At 72.6% G+C, this 22875-nt stretch carries 20 protein-coding genes; 13 read left to right on the top strand and 7 right to left on the bottom strand.

Going from position 1 to position 22875, the window contains the following annotated elements:
* Positions 1-31: 31 nt before the first annotated feature.
* Positions 32-589 carry a GNAT family N-acetyltransferase gene (locus ACZ4W5_RS22785; protein ID WP_360240099.1) on the bottom strand — a complete coding sequence of 186 codons (558 nt, stop codon included), beginning with the start codon at positions 587-589 and terminating at the stop codon, positions 32-34.
* 335 nt (positions 590-924) lie between these two features.
* On the opposite strand from ACZ4W5_RS22785, the gene ACZ4W5_RS22780 reads away from it, so the two are divergent.
* On the top strand, positions 925-1353 hold the full coding sequence (locus ACZ4W5_RS22780; protein WP_465656517.1) for a hypothetical protein: 429 nt from the start codon (positions 925-927) through the stop codon (positions 1351-1353).
* 190 nt (positions 1354-1543) lie between these two features.
* Here ACZ4W5_RS22780 and ACZ4W5_RS22775 read toward each other — a convergent pair whose 3' ends face one another.
* The gene (locus tag ACZ4W5_RS22775) at positions 1544-2047 is read right to left on the bottom strand and encodes a J domain-containing protein (RefSeq protein ID WP_465656515.1); all 504 of its coding nucleotides are present in this window, start codon (positions 2045-2047) and stop codon (positions 1544-1546) included.
* Between the two features lie 266 nt (positions 2048-2313).
* On the opposite strand from ACZ4W5_RS22775, the gene ACZ4W5_RS22770 reads away from it, so the two are divergent.
* From ACZ4W5_RS22770 to ACZ4W5_RS22750, 5 genes are all read left to right on the top strand, one after another.
* Positions 2314-3135, top strand: a complete 822-nt coding sequence (locus tag ACZ4W5_RS22770; protein ID WP_465656514.1) for a glutamate ABC transporter substrate-binding protein — start codon at positions 2314-2316, stop codon at positions 3133-3135.
* Between the two features lie 79 nt (positions 3136-3214).
* Positions 3215-3880, top strand: a complete 666-nt coding sequence (locus ACZ4W5_RS22765; protein WP_360240087.1) for an amino acid ABC transporter permease — start codon at positions 3215-3217, stop codon at positions 3878-3880.
* Positions 3877-4809, top strand: coding sequence for an amino acid ABC transporter permease (locus ACZ4W5_RS22760; protein ID WP_465656513.1), 933 nt, complete (start codon positions 3877-3879; stop codon positions 4807-4809). The genes ACZ4W5_RS22765 and ACZ4W5_RS22760 overlap by 4 nt, the downstream gene beginning before the upstream one ends.
* A 171-nt stretch (positions 4810-4980) precedes the next feature.
* Positions 4981-5343, top strand: a complete 363-nt coding sequence (locus ACZ4W5_RS22755; RefSeq protein WP_465656512.1) for a hypothetical protein — start codon at positions 4981-4983, stop codon at positions 5341-5343.
* Positions 5344-5396: 53 nt separating this feature from the next.
* On the top strand, positions 5397-6599 hold the full coding sequence (locus ACZ4W5_RS22750; RefSeq protein ID WP_465656510.1) for an alpha/beta hydrolase family protein: 1203 nt from the start codon (positions 5397-5399) through the stop codon (positions 6597-6599).
* Between the two features lie 33 nt (positions 6600-6632).
* Here ACZ4W5_RS22750 and ACZ4W5_RS22745 read toward each other — a convergent pair whose 3' ends face one another.
* From ACZ4W5_RS22745 to ACZ4W5_RS22735, 3 genes are all read right to left on the bottom strand, one after another.
* Positions 6633-6905, bottom strand: coding sequence for a hypothetical protein (locus ACZ4W5_RS22745; RefSeq protein WP_465656508.1), 273 nt, complete (start codon positions 6903-6905; stop codon positions 6633-6635).
* Between the two features lie 2 nt (positions 6906-6907).
* A complete protein-coding gene (locus ACZ4W5_RS22740; protein ID WP_465656506.1) occupies positions 6908-8167 on the bottom strand; it encodes an MFS transporter in 1260 nt (419 codons plus the stop codon).
* Between the two features lie 235 nt (positions 8168-8402).
* On the bottom strand, positions 8403-9371 hold the full coding sequence (locus tag ACZ4W5_RS22735) for a LysR family transcriptional regulator (protein WP_360240071.1): 969 nt from the start codon (positions 9369-9371) through the stop codon (positions 8403-8405).
* A gap of 98 nt (positions 9372-9469) precedes the next feature.
* Between ACZ4W5_RS22735 and ACZ4W5_RS22730 the strand changes: the two genes are divergently transcribed.
* The 7 genes from ACZ4W5_RS22730 to ACZ4W5_RS22700 are packed head-to-tail and all read left to right on the top strand — an operon-like array spanning position 9470 to position 17339.
* Complete coding sequence (locus ACZ4W5_RS22730) at positions 9470-11164, top strand: ABC transporter substrate-binding protein (protein WP_465656504.1); 1695 nt, start codon at positions 9470-9472, stop codon at positions 11162-11164.
* Positions 11161-12102: an ABC transporter permease gene (locus ACZ4W5_RS22725; protein WP_360240065.1), complete on the top strand. Its 942-nt coding sequence runs from the start codon at positions 11161-11163 to the stop codon at positions 12100-12102. Before ACZ4W5_RS22730 ends, ACZ4W5_RS22725 begins: the two co-directional genes overlap by 4 nt.
* Positions 12099-13091, top strand: coding sequence for an ABC transporter permease (locus ACZ4W5_RS22720; protein WP_465656502.1), 993 nt, complete (start codon positions 12099-12101; stop codon positions 13089-13091). The genes ACZ4W5_RS22725 and ACZ4W5_RS22720 overlap by 4 nt, the downstream gene beginning before the upstream one ends.
* The gene (locus ACZ4W5_RS22715) at positions 13088-13903 is read left to right on the top strand and encodes an ABC transporter ATP-binding protein (protein ID WP_465656500.1); all 816 of its coding nucleotides are present in this window, start codon (positions 13088-13090) and stop codon (positions 13901-13903) included. The genes ACZ4W5_RS22720 and ACZ4W5_RS22715 overlap by 4 nt, the downstream gene beginning before the upstream one ends.
* Positions 13900-14868: an ABC transporter ATP-binding protein gene (locus ACZ4W5_RS22710; RefSeq protein WP_360240059.1), complete on the top strand. Its 969-nt coding sequence runs from the start codon at positions 13900-13902 to the stop codon at positions 14866-14868. Before ACZ4W5_RS22715 ends, ACZ4W5_RS22710 begins: the two co-directional genes overlap by 4 nt.
* Positions 14868-16145, top strand: a complete 1278-nt coding sequence (locus tag ACZ4W5_RS22705) for an alpha/beta fold hydrolase (RefSeq protein ID WP_465656525.1) — start codon at positions 14868-14870, stop codon at positions 16143-16145. The genes ACZ4W5_RS22710 and ACZ4W5_RS22705 overlap by 1 nt, the downstream gene beginning before the upstream one ends.
* Positions 16146-16166: 21 nt before the next feature.
* Positions 16167-17339 (top strand): M6 family metalloprotease domain-containing protein, encoded by a 1173-nt coding sequence (locus ACZ4W5_RS22700; RefSeq protein ID WP_465656498.1) that lies wholly within the window; start codon positions 16167-16169, stop codon positions 17337-17339.
* Between the two features lie 217 nt (positions 17340-17556).
* Here the strand turns inward: ACZ4W5_RS22700 and ACZ4W5_RS22695 are convergent, their stop codons facing one another.
* Positions 17557-18783, bottom strand: a complete 1227-nt coding sequence (locus ACZ4W5_RS22695; protein WP_465656497.1) for a TIGR02679 family protein — start codon at positions 18781-18783, stop codon at positions 17557-17559.
* Complete coding sequence (locus ACZ4W5_RS22690) at positions 18780-22871, bottom strand: TIGR02680 family protein (RefSeq protein WP_465656496.1); 4092 nt, start codon at positions 22869-22871, stop codon at positions 18780-18782. Before ACZ4W5_RS22690 ends, ACZ4W5_RS22695 begins: the two co-directional genes overlap by 4 nt.
* Between the last annotated feature and the right edge of the window lie 4 nt (positions 22872-22875).

Below are 22875 nucleotides of genomic sequence, written 5' to 3'. Positions count from 1 at the left end.
TGCGCCGGGCTCGCGCCGCCCCCGGGCGGGTTCAGGCCCGGCGCAGATCCAGCATGGCGAACACCTTGTCGTACCGGCGCTCCCCGACGGCGACGTAGTCCGGCAGCCGTCCGTACTCGGTGAAGCCGAGCGAGTGGTACAGGTGCAGCGCGTCGGCGTTGTCGCCGCGGGCGTCCAGGGTGAGCACCTCGATGCCCGCGGCCCTCGCATCCGCGATCAGCGCCGTGGTCAGCGCCCGCCCGATGCCCCGCCCCTGGGCGGCGGCGGACACCGCGAGCTTCTCCAGCTCCGCGTGCGGACGGTGGGTCGGCCGCTGGTGTCGCAGCCAGTAACCGAACCCGACCGGCCGCCCGCCCAGGTACGCCACCCGCAGCGCCCCGTCCCCGGCCCGCGACCTCGCCACCACCTCCTCGACCAGCGCCGCCACCTCCTCCCCCGACGGCGGCTCCACCCACCCCAGCGCAGCGCCCCCCGCCACCAACTCCGCCAGGATCCGGTGCGCCGCCCCCGCGAACTCCCCACCCACCGCTGCCGCATCGACGATCACAAGCTCTCCGGCACTCGCGGCAACACTCACGTTCTGACCCATGCCCGGCAGCCTAACCAAGCCCGACCGAGCGCCCCTGGTCGCGCGTCGTAATCGGCGTTGATGTGGTCCGTATCCAGGGTGTCGGCCACTGCTTCGTCCACTAATCGTTGCAACATGTCATCACACGATGACAACCAAGAAAGTCGCCGAACAAGCGACAAGTGTGGGCCCTGGGGGAAAGAAGATCTTCATGGCCGATTCCAGGAAACCTCGCTCTGCGGTTGTGCCGATACCGCCTTTGGAGGTATACGGACTGGTGGGGGGCTGCCCTGTGGCCGGCCCGTACCTCGGAGGAGCCTGCGCAGTGCATCGCCTCGGCGGAGGAGGTGTCGAGAGTGATCACGGAATTGGCCCTGGAACGCGTGGAGTTCACCTGCGGCCACTGCTGGCACCAGTGGAGCATCGACTACGACGTCCAGCACTACCGCGATGACGAGGGCCGGGACTGGGAGTACTTCTCCCGGGACGGCCTGCCGGTGGACTCGCCGTACACCCCTGCCGGGGCGCCGCCGTGCCCTGAGTGCGGACGCCACTGGGTGGGGCGCGTCGCCGCGCGCCGGCTGATCCCGGTGCCGCCGGGAGCGCTCGAAACGCCACGTCAGCGGATCACCGACGCCGCGGGTCACCGGCCGGAGCGGCACGGCGCACCCGTGCTCGGCGCACGGGCCCACGCGCAGCCGGAGCAGCTCGGCCCCCCGGACCAACGGCCTGACGGCGGTGGCGACCCCGCAGGGGCTCGCGGCGCCCGCGCGGAGGAGGCGTGAGGTGACGGCGCGGCTGACGGTGGCCGAGCTGCGCACGGCGACGAACCGGTCAGAGCTGGCGGCACAGGAGGCTTACGTGCCGGACCCGGGCGGTTCGGGGGCAGTGCAGAGCAGCGGCATCGCGCCACCGGCCGTGCTCCCGGTCGCAGGGTGCGTCACTGCTTGAAGGGAGGCCGACCTTCCTTCGCGGTCACGGTTCCACCTCCCACAGCCGGCGCAGCATCCAGGCCAGAAGGTCTCGGGGGGTCGGGTCTCCGGGGTCGCTCCGGGCGAGCGGGGATTCGGACGGTGCGAACCGCACCGGCCCGACCCGGACCGCCGGGCCGGACGGCCGACCCGGTCGGCTCCCGCCTCGCGGGAACGGGGCGGCGGCTGCTGTTGCGCTGCCGGCCGCCGGGACGACGCGCACTTCCACCCGCCTGCTCCCGGCCGCACGACCTGCACGGTTGCCGCCGTGCTCGGCGTCATAGGCGGCGCGCCGCTCGGGATCATGCAGGACCTGGTAGGCGGCGACCACCTCGCGCAGCCGCTCGGCCGATCCGGGCCGGTCGGCGCCGGCATCGGGGTGCAGCAGGCGTACCAGGCCGCGGTAGGCCGAGGTGACCTGCCGCGCGGACGCCGAGGGCTCGACGCCGAGGACCGCGTAGTGATCAAGCACCCCGTAGTGATCCCGCTGGGGTCGCCCGCTGGTCATCGCAACCGCCCTCCTCCCGTGTGCCGGTGAGTCCGCGCCCCACCTGGGAGTGCGGACCCGATCCGCGGGGCAAATCCCTCCTCATTGACCTGGATAAAATCTTGGCGGGCGCTTGTCAAGGCGCTGCCCGAGAGGGGCTTGTTCGCTGGTGGGCGATCGCCTCCGCAGCGGACGGGATTCGCCCGTTCGGCTGCGGATCGCGCGGTGTTCGTCGCAGATGGACGGATCGTGGAGGGGTACCCGCCCGACCACGAGGGATGAGCACCATGAAGCTTCGCAAGGTGACCGTCGGGGCCTCCGCAGCGCTCGTGCTGTCCCTGACGGCCGCCGGCTGCAGCTCCGGCGGCGGCACGAGCGGTAAGAAGATCACCGTCGGTATCAAGTTCGACCAGCCGGGCATCGGCCTGAAGACCCCGGACGGCAAGTACACGGGCTTCGACGTCGACGTGGCCACCTATGTCGCCAAGCAGCTCGGCCACCAACCCGGCGACATCGTGTGGAAGGAAGCCAAGAGCGCCGACCGCGAGGCGCTGCTCCAGCGCGGCGACGTCGACTTCATCGCGGCGTCGTACTCGATCACCCCGGCGCGCTCGGAGAAGGTCGACTTCGCCGGCCCCTACCTGCTGGCGCACCAGGACGTACTGATCCGGGCGGACGACGACTCCATCAGGAAGCCGGAGGACCTGAACAGCAAGAAGCTCTGCTCGGTCACCGGCTCCACCTCGGCGCAGAACGTCAAGACGAGGATCGCGCCGAACGCCCAGCTGCAGGAGTACGGCGGCTACTCGGAGTGCCTGACCGGTCTGGAGAACAAGGTCATCGACGCCCTCACCACCGATGACTCGATCCTCGCCGGCTACGCCGCGCAGGCCGACTTCAAGGGCAAGTTCAAGCTCGGCGGCTTCAAGATGAGCAACGAGAACTACGGCATCGGCGTCAAGAAGGGCAGCGATCTCAAGGCGAAGATCAACACCGCCCTGGAGAAGATGGTCCAGGACGGCTCCTGGGACGCGTTCGTCAAGAAGAACTTCGGTCCGGCCGACTACCACAACGAGCCCGCGCCGAAGATCGGCGTCATCGTCAGCTGAGGCCGCCACCCTCGGCGCGCCGCCCTCGAAGCGGCGCGCCTCGCCCTTCCCGCACCCAGCAGGCCGGGAGTCACAGAACGTGTTCGACTTTCTCAACCGCTATGACCTGTTGGGGGCCTTCTGGGTGACGGTGCAGCTCACCTTCTACTCCGCCATCGGGGCCCTGGTCTGGGGAACCGTGCTCGCGGCCATGCGGGTGAGCCCGGTCCCGCTGATGCGTGGCTTCGGCACTGCCTACGTCAACACGGTCCGGAACATCCCCCTCACCGTGATCATCGTCTTCACCTCACTCGGCCTGTTCCAGACGCTCGGCGTCACGCTCGGCGCCGGCAGCTTCAAGACGATCGACTTCCGGCTCGCCGTGCTCGGCCTGATCACCTACACCTCGGCGTTCGTCTGCGAGGCCCTGCGCTCGGGCATCAACACGGTGCCGATCGGTCAGACCGAGGCGGCGCGCGCCCTCGGCCTGACCTTCCCCCAGGTGCTGACGCTCATCGTCCTTCCGCAGGCCTTCCGTTCCGTGGTGGGCCCCCTGGCGAACGTCCTGATCGCCCTGACCAAGAACACGACGGTGGCCGCCGCCATCGGCGTCGCCGAGGCCGCGGCGCTGATGCGGGAGATGATCGAGAACGAGGCCCAACTCCTTCTCATCTCCGCCATCTTCGCGTTCGGGTTCATCTGCCTCACCCTCCCGACCGGGCTGATCCTCGGCTGGGTGAGCAAGAAGGTGTCGGTCCGGCGATGAGTCCGTCGTCCGTCCTGTACGACGCGCCGGGGCCGCGCGCCAGACGGCGCAACGCGGTGTCGACGGTGCTGTTCCTGGTCGCCCTGGCCGCGCTGGCCTGGTGGGTGGTCCAGAGCCTCGCTGACAAGAACCAGCTCGAGTGGGTCAAGTGGAGGCCCTTCTTCACGGACTCCCGCGCCTGGGGTACCTACCTTCTGCCGGGGCTCCAGAACACCGTCATCGCCGCATCGCTCGCCATGGTCATCGCGCTGCCGCTCGGAGCTCTGTTCGGTATCGCCCGGCTCTCCGACCACCGGTGGGTGCGGGGTGCGGCCGGGACCGTCGTGGAGTTCTTCCGCGCCATCCCGGTGCTGATCCTGATGCTCTTCGCGAACGCGGCGTACGCCCAGTACACCAACGTCGGCTCGGACAGCCGACCGCTGTACGCCGTGGTCACCGGTCTCGTCCTCTACAACGCCTCGGTGCTCGCGGAGATCGTCCGGGCCGGAATCCTGGCCCTCCCCCAGGGCCAGAGCGACGCGGCCATGGCGCTCGGCATGCGCAAGAACCAGGTCATGCGCCACGTGCTGCTGCCGCAGGCGGTCACGGCGATGCTGCCGGCGATCGTCAGTCAGCTGGTCGTCATCGTGAAGGACACCGCGCTGGGCGGCGCACTGCTCGGCTTCTCCGAGCTGCTGGCGTCGGTCCGCCCGCTGAGCGCGAACTACGGCGCGAACACCATCGCCGCCTTCACCGTCGTCGCGGTGGTCTTCGTCGTCGTGAACCTCACCCTCACGACCTTCGCCGCCTGGCTGGAGGGCAGGCTCCGACACGGCAAGAGGTCCACCGGCGCGGTGGTCGGCGCGCACGCGGTCGAGGATCTGGCGACACCGGGCGAGCACCTGGGCCCCGACGAACTCGGCGGAGCGGGCGGCGCCTCCGGCAGATGAGTACGCGCGGATCCGAAGCCGAAGCCGAGGCCGTAGGCGCCGGCACACCGGCGGTTTCGCCATCCACCCGTTCAGCGGTGGACCGGGGTGGTCGCGTGGTGTCGGTGGCGCACCCGGGGCCACCGGGGTGGTAATCCCTGGATCCCCTGACAATGCGGCGGAGGTACGAGCATGGCGGAGATCGTGACCGAGGCGGGCCGACTGGTGGTGCGCCTGACGGCGTGGGAGCGGATCGAGGCGATGCACAGCGACATCGCCGTGCCGCTGGCCGCCATCCGCTCGGTGTCGGTGGAGGATCAGCCGCTGACGGCGGCACACGGCCTGCGCGCGCCGGGAACCAGCGTTCCGGGCGTCGTCAAGGCCGGGACCTGGCGAAGTTCGACCGAGGGACGGCAGTTCGTCCTGGCGAGTCGGGGCCGACGGGCCGTACGCATCGAACTGGCGGAGGACGGGGGCGACTTCGACGTGCTCCTGGTGGCCGTCGCGGACCCGGAGGCCGTGGTCGCGCAGGTCCGGGCGGCTGCGGGCCTCTGAGGACGCGGCTGTCCGGCTGTCAACCGCTGGATCTCAATCCCAGGAGTGAACCCATGTACAGGAGTGAACCGGTGTCTCCGTCCGCGCCCTCGAACCGTCCGACCGTCCGACTGGCCTCGGCGATCGCTCTGCTCACCGCGCTGGGCCTGACCACTGCCTGCGGCTCCGGCACCAAGCCCGAGCCCACACCGGCCGGCGGCCGGGCCGCCGCCAGCGCCGCCGTCAGCGCCGCCGCCCAGGTCGAGGCGACCCCGGCGGCCGCCTCGGCCTCCCCGTCCGCACCCGGGTCGCCCACGGCCCCGGGCGACCAACAGGTGTCCTTCGTCGTCAACGGCACCACCACCTACGGCACCCTGCACATCCCGCCGAACGCGACCGGTGCGAAGATGCCGGCCGCGCTGTTGCTGCCCGGCAGTGGGCCCACGGACCGCAACGGCAACCAGCCCCCGCAGTTGATGCCCGACACCCTCGACGACATCGCCCAGCAGATGGGCGACGACGGCATCATGACCCTGCGATACGACAAGTACGGCACCGGCCAGACCGGCCTCGGCACCTACGCGGGCAACCCGGGCGGCCTCGACCTGAACTCCTTCGTCCAACAGGCCACCGCCGCCTACCAGTTCCTCGCCGGTCAGCCCGGCGCCGACCCACAGCGGCTGCTCATCGCCGGCCACAGCGAGGGCGCGATGATCGCCCTGGAGGTCCAGCAGGCCGCGAAACCGGCCGTGGCCGGGCTGGCACTGCTGGAGCCCCAGGACGAGCGACTGCTCGACCTCGTCACTCTCCAGGTGGATCAGCAGGTGGACGCCGCCGTCTCGGCCGGTCAGCTCGGCTCCGCCGAGGCCACCGCCGTCAAGACCGCCGTGACCAACGGGGTGTCGAGCATCCGGGCCGGCAACCCCGCCGACACCACGGGCATGCCCGGGCCGATCGCGACGGTGTTCCAGAGCCTCAACGCCAACCTCGCCTTCGCTCGCACCGACGACGCCGTGTACCCGCCGGACCTGGCGGCCAAGCTGCCCTCCAGCATCAAGGTGATGGTGACCTGCGGCACCGCCGACTCCCAGATTCCGTGCTCGACCACCGGCCCGCTGGTCAGCGCCCTCAAGGCGGCCGGCACCGGCGGGCCCGGCCTGGTCACCCTCCCCGACGTCACCCACCTCCTCCAGCCGGCCGGGTCGCCCCCCACCACCAACACCCTCGCCCCGGCGGCCCAGCAGGCCATCCACACCTTCGACCAGCTCTGGCAGTGAGACCGGACCGACACCTCTGGCGTGCCAGGGGCTTCAACCGTTTCGTCCTCCGCGTTCGTCCTCTCGTGCGCTCCCGCCTCCGCCCGGGTGCCCGCCGCCGGGCACCCGGGTCGGCCGAACGAGAAGCGTCAGCAGGACGCCGGTGGCGAGGGCCAGCCCGAGCAGCAGCCAGGAGCAACCGGAGAGCGCGGAAGTGAAGTCGCCCGGCGTGCGCCCGGCCGAGGAGTCCTGCGGGTCCGCGCCCAGCAGGAAGACGAACACCGCTCCGACCACGGCGACCCCGAGCGAGCTCGCCAGCTGGTTCACCGTCAGCACGATCCCGGAGCCGGCACCGGCCTGTCCGGGGCGGACGGTGGCCAGGACCGCGCCGAGCAGCGGAGCCGAGACGAGCCCCTGGCCGACGCCGCCGACCAGCAGGGACGGCGCCATCGCCAGCGCCTCGACGGGGCGGACCGGGTCGGACCGGGCAGCAGCGTCAGCACCAGCAGCAGGTACCCGGCCGCCATCACCCCGGCACCGACGGGCAGCACCACCGGCCCGTACCGGCGCACCATTCGGCGCCCGGACAACGAGGCGACGGCGAACCCGACCCCGAGCGGCAGGAAGGCGACCCCGGAGGCGAACGGGGACAGCCGCAGGCCCTCCTGAAAGACGTAGGCGAGCAGCAGGAACAGCCCGTAGTTCCCCGCGTAGAACGCCAGCGCCGCGCCCAGACCGGTCCGGAAGCCCGGGTCGCGGAACAGCGCGGGCGGCATCAGTGTCACCCGACCGGCCGACTCCCGGCGCCGTTCGACCTGCCACAGGGCGGCCAGCGACAGGGCCGAGCCGGCGAAGGCCGGCCACACCCACACCGGCCAGCCGTCGTCGGAGCCCTGGATGAGCGGGTAGACGAGCAGCGCCATCGCGGCGCCGGTGAGGAGCAGCCCGGGCAGGTCGAACCGCCGGCGAACCGGCCGGGTGGCCGGGACGAGGGCCGGGACACAGGCCGCGGCGAGCAGGCCGACCGGCACGTTGACCAGGAATACGGACCGCCAGCCGAGCGCGAACAGGTCCGCCCGGATGAGCGCACCGCCAACCAGCTGCCCGGCCACCGCCCCCAGCCCCAGCGTGGCCGCGTACAGCGCCAGCGCCCGTCCCCGCTCGCCGACCGGCACGATCACCTGGATCAGGGACAGCACCTGCGGCAGCATCAGCGAGGCCGCGAGCCCCTGGCCGATCCGCAGCCCGATCAGCACACCGACGCTCGGCGCCGCCGCGCAGCCGGCGGACAGTGCGGTGAACGCGAGCAGGCCGGCGAGGAGGAGCGGCTTCTGGCCGTACGAGTCGCCCAGCCGCCCGCCGGTGGCCAGGGTGGCGGCGTAGGCGAGGCCGTATCCGCTGATCACCAGTTGGATGTCGGCGAAGTCGGCGCCCAGATCCCGCTGGATGGACGGGGCGGCGACGTTCACGATCAGGACGTCCAGGATCCCCATGAAGGACGCCGAGAGCAGTACCGCGAGCGTCAGGTGCCGCCGACGACCGCTGCCGCTCGGTGCACCGGCCGCCGGGGCGTCGTAAACCTGGGGCATGGGCACCATCGTCGAGGGCACGCAGGTCGTCGGCCACTCGGCACCCGGCGGGCAGAGGACCGGATGTGCCAGCACCGGGAGGCCCGGAACGGGCACCCCGCCCAGGATGGGCCCATGGGCAGTGCGCGGGCGGCGAGGCGCCGGTGGGTGCTGACGGCCATGAGCGGAGCGCTCGCGATGACGGGCCGGCGCTGACCGCGTTGGTCTTGGGCGAGCCGTGGCGGCGGACGGCCGCTCATCGGGCGGCCGCCTCGGGTTGCCGGGCCGCCGCGCGCAGCCACCGCTGGTACACCGGGCTGCGCTCGGCCGCGACCCGGTGGGCCGCGCGGACGTGCTCGACCAGTGCCGTCTCCAGGGCGGCCAGCGGACCGGCCTGGTGCCAGGCGATCAGGTGCCGGTACCAGAGCGGGTCGCCCGTGATGGGCCGCACGGCGATGCCGGGCAGTTCCTCGTAGGTGGCCTGGCACAGGCTCACCGCGCTGCCGCTGCGGACCAACTCCATCAGCAGCCGCCCCTCCGCCTCGTGCACGGTGCGCATCCGGTGGCCGGTCGCGTGGAAGGTGGTGGACCAGTACTCGCGGACCCGGTCGTCGTCCGGCCGGGGCGACACCCAGTCCTCGTCGGCGAGTTCATCCAGTCCGACCTCCGGCCGGGCGGCGAGGCGGTGGCCCGCCGGCAGGGCGACGAAGACGGGCTCGGTGACCACCGGCCGCAGGACGACGCCGGGCCGCGCGGCCAGCTCGTAGCCGGGGCAGTCGCCGACCACGACGGCTTCGAGGCGACCGGCCGAGACGTCCTCGATCAGGGGGACGGACGAGCCCTGGGCGCGGGAGACGATCCGGGCCTCGGGGAGGTGGGCGCGCAGGGCGTCGATCAGCCCGCCGATCAGCGGGGCGTTGACCGAGCCGAGCCGCAGGCGCGGGACCGGGCTGCTGGAACGGGCGGCCAGGGCGGAGGCGCTCAGCAGTTCGTCGACGGTGGGCAGGACGGCGCGGGCGCGGGTGAGCACGGCCTCGCCGAAGGCGGTCGGCACGGCGCCGGTGCGCCCACGGTCGAACAACGGCCCGCCCAACATCGCCTCGATCCGGCGCAGTTGGGCGCTGAGCCCGGGCTGGCTGAGCCGTAGTGAGGCGGCGGCGCGGGTGAGGCTGCCGGTTTCGGCGATCGTGCAGATCATCCGGAGATGCCGTATCTCGAGCTCCATAACCGGATGTTATGAACAGCTGGGAGCTCCCGGAAGGGACCGCGGAGGCCCAATCTTGTCCCACATGTGAAATGTCATATCACACCAGAGGGGGACGAATGAGGCCACGAAGAGCCGCATGCGCCCTGGCGGCGGCCCTCGGGCTGCTGTCCGCGGCGGCCTGCACCGGATCGACCGGGGCCGGATCGACCGGGGCTCCCGGGAACGCCGTCCCCGTGAAGGGCGGCACCCTGCACGTCCTGTCCACCATCGATCTGGAACACCTGGACCCGGCCCGCGCGTACGTCACCTCCACCCAGGACGTAGGCCGACTGATCTACCGGACGCTCACCACCTTCGCCCCGGCGCCCGGCCAGGCCGGCGGAAAGATCGTGCCGGACCTCGCCACCGACACCGGCCGTCCCACCGACGGCGCCCGGACCTGGACCTTCACCCTCCGGGACGGCGCGCGCTTCGAGGACGGCCGGACCGTCACCAGCAAGGACGTCAAGTACGGCGTCGAGCGCACCTTCGCCGCCGAACTACCCGAGGGCCCGCCGTACGCCCGGCTCTGGCTGACGGGCGGCGACACGTACAAGGGCCCGTACCAGGACAAGGCCGGCCTCGCCTCGATCGAGACCCCGGACGAGCGGACCGTCGTCTTCCACCTCAACCGGCCGGTCGCCGACTTCGGCTCGGCCGTGTCGCTGCCGATGTTCGCGCCCGTGCCGCAGGACAAGGACACCGGCGTGGGCTACGACAACCGCCCGTTCTCGTCCGGCCCCTACCGGATCGACGTGTTCGAGCCCAAGAAGCAGCTCACCCTGGTGCGCAACCCCTCGTGGGACCCGGCCACCGACACCGTCCGCAAGGGCCTGCCCGACAAGGTCGTGATCGACCTCAACCTCGACCCGGCCGTGGTCGACCAGCGGCTGATCTCCGGCCAGGGCGAGGACGCGAACGCCGTGGCGATGGAGCCCATCGGCCCGGCCTCGGTCGGGCGGGCGCTGGGCGACCCCCGGCTGAGGCAACGCCTGGTCACCGGCGACTCCATCAACACCCGCTTCCTCGGCATCAACACCGGGCACAAGCCGCTGGACGACGTCCGGGTGCGCCAGGCGATCGCGTACGCACTCGACAAGGACGCGCTGCGCACCACCCGTGGCGGCCCGATCGCGGGCGACCTCGCCACCACCCTGCTGCCGCCCACCCTGCCCGGGGCGGCCCCCGAGGACCCGTACCCGAGCCAGGACGGCAAGGGCGACCCGGCCAAGGCCAAAGCCCTGCTCGCCGAGGCCGGACACGCGTCCGGCCTGGAACTCACCCTCGACACCCCGGCCACCGCCGGCGGCAAGGCGCAGGGCGAGGCCGTGCAGGCCTCACTCGCCCGGGCCGGCATCGCCGTGCGGATCAACGAGATCAGCTCCTCGGCGTTCTACAGCACCATCGGCAGCCCCGCCCGCGAGCACGACCTGCTGATCGACGGCTGGACACCGGACTGGCCGGGCGCCTCCACCTACCTGCCGATCCTGTTCGACGGCAGGCTGATCACCGCCGAGGGCAACAACAACCGCTCCCAGTACGACTCCCCCGAGGTCGACGCCCGGCTCGACGAGATCGCCGCCGCCGGCGACCCGACCACCGCGCAGGCGGCGTACGGCGAGCTCGCCAAGCGGATCATGCGGGACGCACCCGTCGTCCCGTTCCTCTGGGACCGGGCCGCCGTCCTGGTCGGGCCGAACGTGGCCGGCGCGTACGGGCACACCGCCTTCGTCGGCCGACTCGACCTCGTCTCGCTGGGACTGCGCAGGTGAGCGCCCGCGCCGCCGCGACCACGGACACGGGTTCCCGCACGGCCGGGACCGCGCAGGTGACCGTCCTGCGCAGGCTCCTGTCCCAGCGCGGGACAGCGCTCGCACTGGCCGCGGTCGCCCTGCTGGTCCTGGTCGCGCTGGCCGCCCCGCTGATCACCTGGCTGACCGGCGGTTCCCCGACCGCCTTCCACGGCGAAGCCGTCGACCCGGCGCTCGGCGGACTGCCCCGCGGTACGGCCGGCGGCGTCAGCGCCGAGCACTGGCTGGGCGTCGAGCCGGTCAACGGCCGGGACGTGCTCGCCCGGGTCGTGTACGGCGCGCGCGTCTCACTGCTGATCGCCGTACTGGCCACCGCCGTCTCCACGCTCCTCGGCACCGCGCTCGGCCTGCTCGCCGGATTCCTCGGCGGCTGGGCCGACACCCTGATCGGCCGGCTGATGGACCTGCTGATGTCCTTCCCCAGCCTGATCTTCATGATCGCCCTGATCTCGGCAGCGCCCGGGGCGGACCGTCGGCTCTTGCTGATCATGGTCCTCGGCCTCTTCGGCTGGCCGTACATCGGACGGATCGTCCGCGGGCAGGCGATGGTGCTCGCCCGCGGCGAGTTCGTGGCGGCGGCCCGGGTGCTCGGCGCGTCCCGACGGACACTGCTGCTGCGTGAGGTGCTGCCCAACCTGACCGGGCCGGTGCTGGTGGTGGCGACGATGTCGATCCCGGCCTGCATCGCCACCGAGGCCGGGCTGTCCTTCCTCGGCGTGGGCGTGCAACCGCCCACGCCCTCCTGGGGGCAGATGATCGCGTCCGCCGTGCCCTGGTACGCCTCCGACCCCGCCTACTTCCTCATCCCCGGCGTCCTCCTGTTCGTCACGGTGCTCGCCTTCAACGTGCTCGGCGACGCCGTGCGCGACGCGCTCGACCCCCGGAGCAAGCCTCGATGATCCTCTATCTGCTGCGAAGACTGGCCGTCACCGCGGCCATCCTGGTGGTGATCTGCGCCGCCACCTTCGCCATCTTCTACCTGATGCCCGCCGACCCGGCTCAGGGCGCCTGCGGCAAGGCCTGCAGTCCCGAACGGCTCGCCACGATCCGCGCCACCCTCGGGCTGGACCGCTCCCCGTTCGGACAGTTCGGGGACTACCTCGGCGGCATCCTCTCCGGACGCACCTACGGCAGCGGGGCGACGGCCGTCCAGTGCCCCTTCCCCTGCCTGGGTTTCAGCTTCCAGACGAACCAGCCGGTCTGGGAGATGCTCACCGGCAGGCTGCCCGTCAGCATCTCCATCGCCGTCGGTGCGGCGGCACTGTGGCTGTTCGTCGGCGTGACGGCGGGCGTGGTGTCGGCACTGCGGCGCGGCAGTCTGTGGGACCGCGCCGCCATGACGGCCGCCCTCGGCGGGGTCTCGCTGCCGATCTACTTCACCGCTCTGGTGCTCCAGTACCTCCTGGTGGTCCAGCTGAACGTGCTGCCCTACCCGACCGCCGTCCGCCTCACCGAGGACCCGGTCGGCTGGGCGCAGTCGATGGTCATGCCCTGGATCACCCTGGCCATGCTCTACGCCGGGGTGTACGCCCGGGTCACCCGCAGCGAGATGCTGGAGAGCCTCGGCCGCAACTACGTCCGCACGGCGCGCGCCAAGGGACTGTCCGAGGTCACCGTGGTCCGCAGACACGCGCTGCGACCCGCACTGATGCCGATCGTGACCATCTTCGGCATGGACCTCGGCGCGCTGCTGGGCGGCGCGCTGATCACCGAGTCGGTCTTCGGCCTGCCCGGCGTCGGCAAGCTGGCCGCCGACGCGATCGCGAGCGCGGACCAGCCGGTGATCCTCGGCGTGACGCTGTTCGCCGCCTCCTTCGTCGTGCTCGCCAACCTGGCGGTGGACCTCGGTTACGCCGCACTGGACCCGAGGGTGAGGGCCGTCGGATGACCTTGCTGACCGTACGGGACCTCACGGTCGACTTCGCGTCAGGCGTCCGGGCGGTGGCCGGGCTCGACCTCGACCTCGCGGCCGGACAGGTCCTGGGCGTGGTCGGGGAGTCCGGCAGCGGCAAGTCCGTCACCAGCCTCGCCGTCCTCGGGCTGCTGCCCCGCGATGCCCGCGTCGGCGGCGAAGTCCGCTTCGACGGACGCGAGTTGACCTGCCTCGACCAGCGCGCCCTGCGCCGCCTGCGCGGCAACCGGATCGCCATGGTCTTCCAGGACCCGCTCTCCTGCCTCAACCCGTACTACCCGGTGGCCTTCCAGATCGCCGAGGCCTACCGCGCTCACCACCGGGCCGGCCGGAAGGCGGCCCACCGGGTCGCCGTCCGGATGCTGGAACGGGTCGGCATCCCCGAGGCCGAACGACGCGCCCGCTCCTACCCGCACGAGTTCTCCGGCGGGATGCGGCAGCGCGTGATGATCGCCATGGCGCTGTGCCTGGAGCCGGACCTGCTCATCGCGGACGAGCCGACCACCGCACTCGACGTCACCGTCCAGGCCCAGATCCTCGACCTGCTGCGCGAGCTGCGGCGGGAGACCGGTACCGCGATCATGCTGATCACCCACGACATGGGCGTGGTGGCGGGGCTCGCCGACCAGGTCGTCGTGATGCGCGACGGCCGCGCGGTCGAGCGCGGCGCCGTCCACGACGTCTTCCACCGCCCGCGGCAGCCGTACACCCGCGGCCTGCTCGCCTGCGTCCCCCGCATCGACGGGCCGCTGCCGCGCCGGCTGCCGACCCTTGCGGAGCAGACATGACCGCGTTGTTGGAGACCAGGGACCTGGTCAAGCGATTCCCGGTCCGCCACGGCCTCACCCGGCGCCTCGCCGGCCACGTCACCGCCGTCGACGGCGTCTCGTTGCACGTGGCGGCGGGCGAGACCCTCGGCCTGGTCGGCGAATCCGGCTGCGGCAAGTCCACCCTGGCCCGCCTGCTCACCAGGCTGGAACCACCGAGCTCCGGCAGCATCCGGTTCGCCGGCCAGGACCTCGCCGAACTGGACGAACACGGCCTGCGCCCCGTCCGCCGCGAGCTCCAGATGGTCTTCCAGGATCCCTTCTCCTCACTCAACCCCCGCCAGACCGTGCGCCGGATCCTCACCTCGCCCTTCGCCTACCAGGGGTTGGAGCCCGACGAGCCGGTGGAGCGGCTCCTGGAGCGGGTCGGCCTCGGACCCGAGCACGCCGACCGCCACCCGCACGAGTTCTCCGGCGGCCAGGCCCAACGCATCGGCATCGCCCGGGCGTTGGCCCTGCGGCCGAAGCTGGTGGTGTGCGACGAGCCGGTCTCCGCCCTCGACGTCTCGGTGCAGGCCCAGATCCTCAACCTGCTCAAGGACCTCCAGGACGAACACGGCCTCGCCTACCTGTTCATCGCCCACGACCTCGGCGCCGTCCGGCAGATCAGCACCCGGATCGCCGTAATGTACCTCGGTGCCGTCGTCGAGACCGCCGACCGCGACACCCTCTTCGGCGCCCCCGCCCACCCGTACACCCGCGCCCTGCTCTCCGCCGTACCCCTGCCCGACCCCGACGCCGAGCGCGCCCGCGAGCGGATCGTGCTCCACGGGGACCCGCCAAGCCCCCTCGACCCGCCCAGCGGCTGCCGCTTCCGCACCCGCTGCCCCAGGGCGGCCGACCGATGCGCCGACGAGCGCCCCACCCTGCGGGTGATCGCGCCCGGCCACCAAGTCGCCTGCCATCACCCGGAGTTGCCACAGTGATCCTGACCACCCACCGCCTCCCCGGACTCGCGGTGACCGACCACGTCTTCACCGTCCCGCTCGACCACACCGAAGCCGGCGGCGCGACCATCGACATCTTCGCCCGGGAGGTCGCCGACCCGGCCCGCGGCGACGAACAACTGCCGTGGCTGCTCTACCTCCAGGGCGGCCCGGGCGGCAAGTCACCCCGCCCGCTGAACGCCGGCGGCTGGCTCGACCACGCCCTCAGGACCCACCGGGTCCTGCTGCTCGACCAGCGCGGCACCGGCCGTTCCACCCCCGTCACCGCCCGCTCCGCGGCCGGGTTCGGCTCACCCCGGCAGCTGGCCGATCACCTCGCGCTGCACGGGGCCGACTCGATCGTCGCCGACGCCGAGCTGATCCGTCGTCGCCTCTGCGGCGATGAGCCCTGGGAGACGCTCGGACAGAGCTACGGCGGATTCGTCACCCTCAGCTACCTGTCCTTCGCGCCCGAGGGCCTGCGTGCCTGCTACATCACCGGTGGCCTGCCCGGACTCGACGCCACCGCCGACGACGTGTACGCCGCCACCTACCCCCGAGTGCGCGACAAGGTGCTCGCCCACTACCTCCGCCACCCCGGTGACCGGCTCACGCTCCGACGGCTCGCCGACCACCTCCACCGCCGCGCGGTCCGCCTTCCCGACGGCGACCGGCTCACCGTACGGCGGCTTCGCACCCTCGGTCTGATGCTCGGCATGGGCGACGGCTCCGCCCGCCTGCACTGGCTGCTCGACGAGTCCCTCGACCCCGCCGGCGAGCCCACCACCGCCTTCCTCCAGCAGGTCATGCAGCTGACCGCCTTCACCGACAACCCGCTCTTCGCCGTCCTCCAGGAGTCCATCTACGGCCGCCCGGGCGCCTGCACGGGCTGGGCCGCCGAGCGCGCCCTGGCCGCCCACCCCGCCTTCGCCGAGGACGCCGACCCGCTGCTGCTCACCGGCGAGATGATCTACCCCTGGATGTTCCGGGAGATCAGCGGCCTGCGCCCGTTCGCCGACGCCGCCGACCTGCTCGCCGCACGGACCGACTGGGCCACGCGGTACGACCCGGCCCGACTCGCCGCCAACCGGGTACCGGTGGCCGCCGCCGTCTACCACGACGACATGTACGTGGACGCCGACCTCTCCCTGCGCACCGCGCGCTCGATCGGCGGACTGCGGGCCTGGGTCACCAACGAGTGGGAGCACGACGGCGTGACCGCCTCGAACGGACGCGTCCTCGCCCGCCTCATGGCCCTGGCCTCCGGCCGGGCGTAACCACCCACCCGAAGGAAAGAGTTGAGTTCTCGCCTGCTCGCCGGCGCCCTCGCGCTGGCCCTGCCGCTGATCGCCGCCACCCCGGCCGCCGCGTCCCCTTCCCCCGCCGCCGCGGCGTGCGCCCTGCCCGGCCGCACCGGATGGACGGACGAGGGCCACGACACCGACCGTACGCAGTTCCTCCGACCACTGGGCACCAAGCACGTGCTGATGCTGTTCGTCGACTTCCCCGACGCGCCCGCGGTCGGCGACCGCGACGACTACTACAACCGACTCGCCCCGGCCGCGGACTGGATGAGGCAGGACTCCTACGGCCGGACCCGCCTCGACATCACCCCGCTCGACCGCTGGGTCCACATGCCCCAGGCTTCCACCAGCTACGGCTTCCAGCGCGGCCTCTCGTTCGAGCAGCACGAGGCGTACGTCCGCCAGGCCGTCGAGGCCGCCGGGCCGGACGTGAACTTCTCCCGGTACGACCTGCTGTACATCGTCCCCACGAAGTCCGCCTCCGCCATCTCCTTCTCGCCCACCTACCTCTACGACCCCGCCGCCACCGGCATCGTGGCAGGCGGCACGCGGATCAAGTGGGCGGTCACCTTCGGCCAGGACATGTACCGCTGGGGCCCGAAGGTCGCCGACCACGAGACCTCGCACACCTTCGGCCTGCCCGACCTGTACGCCTTTCAAGGCGCCGACACCCACCGCTACGTCGGCGGCTGGGACCTGATGGGCCTCATCTCCGGCCCGTCGCCGCAGCATCTGGGCTGGGAGCGCTGGAAGTTCGGCTGGATCGACGACCGCCAGGTCGCCTGCCTCCCCGCCGCCGGCCGCCGCACAGTCCGCCTGCACGCGATCGAACGCCCCGGCGGCACCAAGATCGCGGTGATCCGCACCGGCGAGACCACCGCGTACGTCGCCGAGTCCCGCCGCGCGATCGGCGGCGACGAGTCCGCGTGCTCCACCGGCGTCCTGGTCTACCGGATCGACACCGCCACCCAGACCGGCCAGGGCCCGGTCCAGGTCGTCAACGGCAACCCCACCGCCGTACCACCGACCGGCTGCACCCCGCTCGACATGGCCGCCCACCGGCCCGGCCAGAGCTTCACCGACCCCGCAACCGGGGTCCGGATCGACGTCCTCCACGGCACGCCGACGACCGACACCATCACCGTCACCGTCACCAAGTCGAGCTGACGGTCCACCCACCCGCGCCGTGAACAACCCCGGCGGCCCGCCCCCGGGCCAACGGCGCGCCCCAGCCCGGCCAGGGATGCCCGGCCCTGGCCGGGCTTCCTCCCCCACCCCCACACAGGCCGGCGTGTACGGCGCGGCCCGCTCTCGCGCTATGTCAACGGAACGCTCACCGGCACCGTCGCTCACACCACCCCCTGGTCGGCGAACGGCCAGTTCGTTATCCGTGACGGTGGTCCGTCAGGTCGTCCAGGAGGAGGTCGGCGACCACCTCCTCGACCACGGCGATGCGCAATTCGGCCATGGAGTCGACGAGTGCCGAGTCCCACGGTGCAGGCGTGAGGCGCCCCAGGTCGGGGCCCGAGGGCACCCGGTGCGTGGCGGCCCGGTAGTCGTCGGCCGACATCCGCCAGGGGGTCGCTCCGGTCTTGGCGAGGACGTGGGCCGCGATGCGGATGCCCTCGCCGTCGAAATCGCCGTGGTAGTGCAGAGCGGCACCGTCGTCTGCGAGTCGGCGCAGCAGGTGGATCACGGCTGTGTTGGGCCAGCCGGCGGTGCAGACCAGGGGCGGACAGCGGGGGCCGAAGCGCCGTAGGGCCAGCGCGAGCATGCTGGGGTTCTCGGTGATGTGCACCGGCCCTGCGGGAGCGGTGAAGCGGCCGGGTGTGCGGAGTTGGGCGAGGGTGAGGCTGACGGGGTGGCCGGCGTCGGCGCAAGTGCGGGAGATCGCGGCGACCGGGCCTTCGCCTTCGGGGCGCAGGCCGACGGCGAGCACGCTGGTTGACAGGTCGTCGTCGGCCACGCCGGCTCGGCTCCAGAGTGCGCGTCGCCCTTCGGCGGCGTCGGGCATGGCGGTGCCGTAGAGCAGCGCCAGGGCGCGCAGAACCACGCCGGACAGCCGGGTTCCGTCGTCGAGGGCGTGGGAGTCGCCGTTGAGGAGGCGGGCGGCGAGGACCGGCAGTGGTTCGCCGTCGGCCGGAAGTGCGGCGAGGACGGTGAGCGCGGCGGTCAGCAGGCCCCGGGTCCGGTCCGGTGAGCGGTCGACGAGGCCGTTGGCGCGCAGGTGGCCGACCCATTCCAGGAGAGCGGGTTGGGCGGTGACGACCTCGTGGCCGGCCAGCCACTCCCACAGGGCTTCGCGCTGGCCGGCCTTCTGCTCGCGCTGGGCGGCGCGGTCCTGGATCGGGCCGAGGACGGCGGTCACCACGTCGCGGACGGGCCGGCCGCAGGCGTCCAGTACGGCACAGTCGAGGACGGTTAGCGGGATGGTCGGTTCGGCGGCGGGGAGCCGGTCGAGTCCGAGGAGGTCGGCCAGCGCCTCCCGGCCGGCGTCGTCGAGCGGTCCGGACCGTATCCGGCTGACGGAGCGGCCGGTCGAGAGGCGGTCGTGCACGGCAGCCCAGAGGGGGCGGAGTTCGGGCAGGTCCAGGGGGTGGCGGTCCGTCATGCCGGTTCCTCCGTGTCGGCTTCGTCCGGCAGCAGCGCGGTACCCGTCCAGGTGAAGCGGGCGCTGGTGACGGCGTCGTCACCGTCGCCGCCGGTGATCAGCTGGTGGACGGCGATGCCGGAGATCTCCCGGTAGGTGCACCACTCGTGGTCGGAGGTGAGCACCAGGTCGAGGTCGAGCGCTGCGAGGAGGCCGAAGACCTGCCCACGGTTGATGGTGTCGACGCCGACGAAGACCTCGTCGAGCAGGATCAGCCGCGGGGACTCCGGCACCGCCTCGTAGTGCGCCGCCACGGCGGCGAACAGCGGCAGGTGGAGGGCGATCGCCTTCTCACCGCCCGAGAGGGCACCGTGGAGCTTCTTGGTGAGCAACTGCCACCCGGCGCCGTTGGCGCGGTCCAGCTTGACGACGAACTGGTGCCAGGCCGTGTAGTCGAGGACCTCGGCGAGCTGGTCCTCCCACGTCGCCGCCGTGTTACGGGCCTTGGCCTCCTCGATGCGGTCCCGGAAGAAGGCGTGCAGGGCCTCGCGGTCGGCTTCGGTGATCCGGGCCGGGTCCTTGAGCAGCAGCTCCCGGGCCGTTCGGGTGCCCGCGGGCAGGTCGGGGTGGACCTGCCACACCAGGCGGACGGCCACCCGGGAGGCGGTCCTGACCCGTTCGAGGTGGCCGTTCATCCGCTCGACGAGCTCACCGGCCTGGCGGATCCGGGAGGCGAGGTGGCGGCGGGTGTCGCCGGTGAGGGTCCGGTCGAAGAGGCCGCGTTCGGCGGCAGTGATGTCGTCCCGGCTGCGGTCGCGGTCGCCGGTGAGGATCGTGAGGAGACCGGCCGCGCCGACCCGGATGCCGTCGACGGTGGCGGTGAGGACGTGGATGTCCTCCTCGGCTTCGAGTTCGAGGTCGGCCCGGCTGCCGAGGCTCTGGCGAGCCCGGTGCACGGCTTCGGACAGACGGTTCAGGGAGTCGCCGAGGTTCCTGGTGCCGTGCGACAGGCCTGGCCACGCGACGGCGGTCTCGCGCGCCGCTTCGAGTGTGGCGCGGGTCCCGTCCGCGGACGTCAGGACGAGGCCGAGGCCCGCGTCCTCGGGGAATCCGAGGACGCACAGGCGCCGGAAGCGGTGGGCCGCCTCGTTGCGGGCCGCCACGGCGCCGTCGTACAGGGCTGCGTCATTGGCAGTGGTGGCGCCGAGTGCGCCGATCCTGCCTTCGAGGGCGAGGAGCGCCTGGGTTCCGGTGTCAATCTCGCGGCGGGTCCGGTCCAGCACCTTCCTGAACTCGCCGATCCGGGAAGCCACTTGGCGGTAATCCTCGCCGACGGTGCTCTCGGCGGCCTGGAACGTGGCGCGGAGCGCCCGGGCGGCGGCCTCGGCGTCCTCGGCCTCGGCCCTGCTCTCGGCTGCCGCGTCACGGGAGGCCTCGGCATGACCGAGGGCGGTGTCCCAGGCCTGTTGGGCGGCCGTCCAGGCGAGGTGCGCGTCGAACCAGGCGTCGGCCTGTTCGCGCAGGGCGTCGACCGCTGCGGCGGCCGCGTCCAGGGCCGCGCGTTCGGTCGGCAGGGCGTGCTCGGCCGAGACGACAGCGAGGGCGCGCAGCGCTGCCGCGACGGCCTCCTCATGCCGCGCGAGTCGTTCGACGGCCTCGCGCACGGTGTCCTCGCGGGCGCCCACCTCGGACTCGGACCGTTCCCAGGCACGTTTGGCCTGCTCCACGTCCCGGTGGTGCGGCCGGGAGCGGAGGTCGGCACCGAGGCGCGTCCGGCGGTCGGCGAGGGCGCGCAGGCGCAGCTCGAAACCGGTGACGGTGGCGTCGGCCTCGGCCAGTGAGGCGGTGAGGCCCGCGATCCGCCGCTGCCGGGCGCGTTCGCGGGCCGCGGTACCGATGTGGCTGGACTCCTCCTTGGACCACGAGCCGACCGCCGTCGCCAGCCGCCAGCTTCCGTCCGCCGCGACGGCGGCTGGGTGACCGGCCGGGAGCGTGGGGCCGTAGGCGATGCCGGCCAGCAGCCGCTCCACCAGGCCGAGCGGCACCGGGCCGTCGGGTTCGGGAGCGAGGACCCCGAGCAGCGAGGCGCCCGGTGCGGGCACGGCCGATGCCGGATCGGTCAGGGTGTCGTGGCCTGCGACGGCGAGGCCGCCGTCGGGGGTCAGCCAGGCGTCGAGCAGACCGGACGCTTCCAGGGCCGCCTCGATGCCTGCCTGGTCCGCGGCCGGCACATCAGGGCGGAATGCCAGCAGGCGCCACAGTGGCGCCCCGGGCAGGGCCGAACGGTCGGCCGTGCGGGTGCGCGGTGGGATGGGCGGGAGGTCGGCCGCAGCTGCCGTGCGTTCCAGTTCCTCGACGATCCGCTCCCGCCGGGCGCGGGCGTCGTCCCGGCCGGCCTGGGCCGTCGTCTCGTCGGCGGTGATGGAGCTCTCGGCCGACCGGGCGGCGGCCTCGACCAGCGCGAGCACGTCGGTCTCGACGGCGGCGCGGGAGGCGAGTTCCTCGGCGTCGTCGATGGACAGCTCGGTGCAGTCGGCCGTCGCCCACCGGCGCAGCCGGTCGGCGTGGGCGTCGACGGCGTCCTCGTAGCCCTGGGCATTCCGCTCGCGCCGCGCGGTCGCGTCGGTCAGCCGTTCACGCGCCGTGTCGAGGTGTTGCTCCGCCGTCGTCCGGTCTGCGACGCGCCGCTCGTGACGCTCGACGGCGGCGCGGACGTCGGCGATCCGGCCGTGCCGCGAGACCGCCGCACCGCGCAGCAGGCGGCGTGCCGTGCGGCCGTGTTCCTCCCGGTCCCGGGACGACGTCGGTGCGCTGCCGAGCAGGGTCTGCACCTCGCTGAAGACGGACTCCATGGCGGCTCGCCGCGCCGCGCCCCGGGTCTCCTCCCGGGCGGCTCGGGTGTGTTCGGCACGCTGCTCGGCGCGCAGCCGCGCGGCGTCGGCACGCCCGGCGTCCTCGGTGGCCGCGTGGACCTTGCGGCCGGCGGTGGCGCGGATCCGCTCGGCGGTCCGGGTGGCCTGGTCGGCCCGGCTGCGAAGTTGGTCGAGTTCCTGCCCCTGCCGGTAGACCTCGGATCCGAGCAGTCCCTCGATGGCGCCGTCTATCTCCTGCCGCCGGTGTTCGAGCTCCTCCTGCGCTTCCCTGCGCTCCGCGCGCAGGTGCAGGGCCTCGGCGTGCTTCTCCTCACTGTCCTTGGCGATGCGGGCGACGTTGTCCATCTCGGTCGTCGCAGAGATGAGCGCCGCCGCCCCGGCACGCAGGACACGCTGGGCGTAGCCGCGTTGCTGGTTCGCCACGGCGGTGGCCGCGGCCACCTCGTCGTCCAGGGTCTTCAGGTGTTCGCGCTGGCGGTCGAGGCGTTCGAAACCCTCGGCGAGTTCGGTGATCTCGCCCTGGCCGAGCGGGGGCAGGGCCCGGGAGAGCAGGGAGGAGAGCAGCGACGGGTCCAGGCGCTCGGAGAGTTTGGGGGTGCGAAGCTGAAGCAGGGCGGTTATCAGGGCGTCGTAGCGCTGCTCGCTCAGGCCGGGGAAGAGCGTGCTGCGGACAGTGTTGCGGTAGTCGACCGGTGATCCGTGCAGCTCGCCCCGGCCATGCAGGGCGTCGGCGAGGGCGGCGCGGGTGAGCGGCTGGCCGGTGTCGTTGACCAGGGAGAGACCGCCGGGGCGGTCAATTCGCGCGCTGGTGGTGAAGTAGTCGACGGTGACGCCGGTGGTGTGCACGCTGGCCTGGAGCCTGGCGCCGCCGGTGAAGTGGACGGGGTCGTCGTCTCCGTCGCTGCGGACGAACTCCAGCCACACGTACCCGACCCGCGTCTTGCCCGAGGCGCCCTCGCCCATCAGGTTCCAATGCATCGTGCGCTCGGAGCCGCCGAAGGTGGACAGCCGGTTGGGGCGCAGGCTGGCGTCGAGCAGGAACGGCAGGAGCACCTCCAGCGCCTTGGACTTGCCGGTGCCGTTCTGCCCCCGCAGGAGCAGCCGGCCCTCGTGGAAGGTGAAGGTCTCGTCGTAGTAGCGCCAGACGTTGAGGATGCCGGCCCTGGACGGCTGCCATCGTGCCGTGGCGGCTGGTGCCGGGGACGGGGAGCGCTGCGGAAGCTGGGTCACGGTCATCGGA

It is taken from the genome of Kitasatospora sp. NPDC029367, from assembly GCF_055569135.1.
This window is presented reverse-complemented; position numbering and strand designations above follow the sequence as displayed.

Coding starts and splice junctions, on each gene's coding strand:
- ACZ4W5_RS22720 (WP_465656502.1), top strand. CDS start 12,099: ATGATCCTCTATCTGCTGCGAAGACTGGCCGTCACCGCGGCCATCCTG.
- ACZ4W5_RS22695 (WP_465656497.1), bottom strand. CDS start 18,783: ATGACGGACCGCCACCCCCTGGACCTGCCCGAACTCCGCCCCCTCTGG.
- ACZ4W5_RS22785 (WP_360240099.1), bottom strand. CDS start 589: ATGGGTCAGAACGTGAGTGTTGCCGCGAGTGCCGGAGAGCTTGTGATC.
- ACZ4W5_RS22735 (WP_360240071.1), bottom strand. CDS start 9,371: ATGGAGCTCGAGATACGGCATCTCCGGATGATCTGCACGATCGCCGAA.
- ACZ4W5_RS22755 (WP_465656512.1), top strand. CDS start 4,981: ATGGCGGAGATCGTGACCGAGGCGGGCCGACTGGTGGTGCGCCTGACG.
- ACZ4W5_RS22710 (WP_360240059.1), top strand. CDS start 13,900: ATGACCGCGTTGTTGGAGACCAGGGACCTGGTCAAGCGATTCCCGGTC.
- ACZ4W5_RS22750 (WP_465656510.1), top strand. CDS start 5,397: ATGTACAGGAGTGAACCGGTGTCTCCGTCCGCGCCCTCGAACCGTCCG.
- ACZ4W5_RS22775 (WP_465656515.1), bottom strand. CDS start 2,047: ATGACCAGCGGGCGACCCCAGCGGGATCACTACGGGGTGCTTGATCAC.
- ACZ4W5_RS22730 (WP_465656504.1), top strand. CDS start 9,470: ATGAGGCCACGAAGAGCCGCATGCGCCCTGGCGGCGGCCCTCGGGCTG.
- ACZ4W5_RS22715 (WP_465656500.1), top strand. CDS start 13,088: ATGACCTTGCTGACCGTACGGGACCTCACGGTCGACTTCGCGTCAGGC.
- ACZ4W5_RS22760 (WP_465656513.1), top strand. CDS start 3,877: ATGAGTCCGTCGTCCGTCCTGTACGACGCGCCGGGGCCGCGCGCCAGA.
- ACZ4W5_RS22740 (WP_465656506.1), bottom strand. CDS start 8,167: ATGCCCCAGGTTTACGACGCCCCGGCGGCCGGTGCACCGAGCGGCAGC.
- ACZ4W5_RS22690 (WP_465656496.1), bottom strand. CDS start 22,871: ATGACCGTGACCCAGCTTCCGCAGCGCTCCCCGTCCCCGGCACCAGCC.
- ACZ4W5_RS22770 (WP_465656514.1), top strand. CDS start 2,314: ATGAAGCTTCGCAAGGTGACCGTCGGGGCCTCCGCAGCGCTCGTGCTG.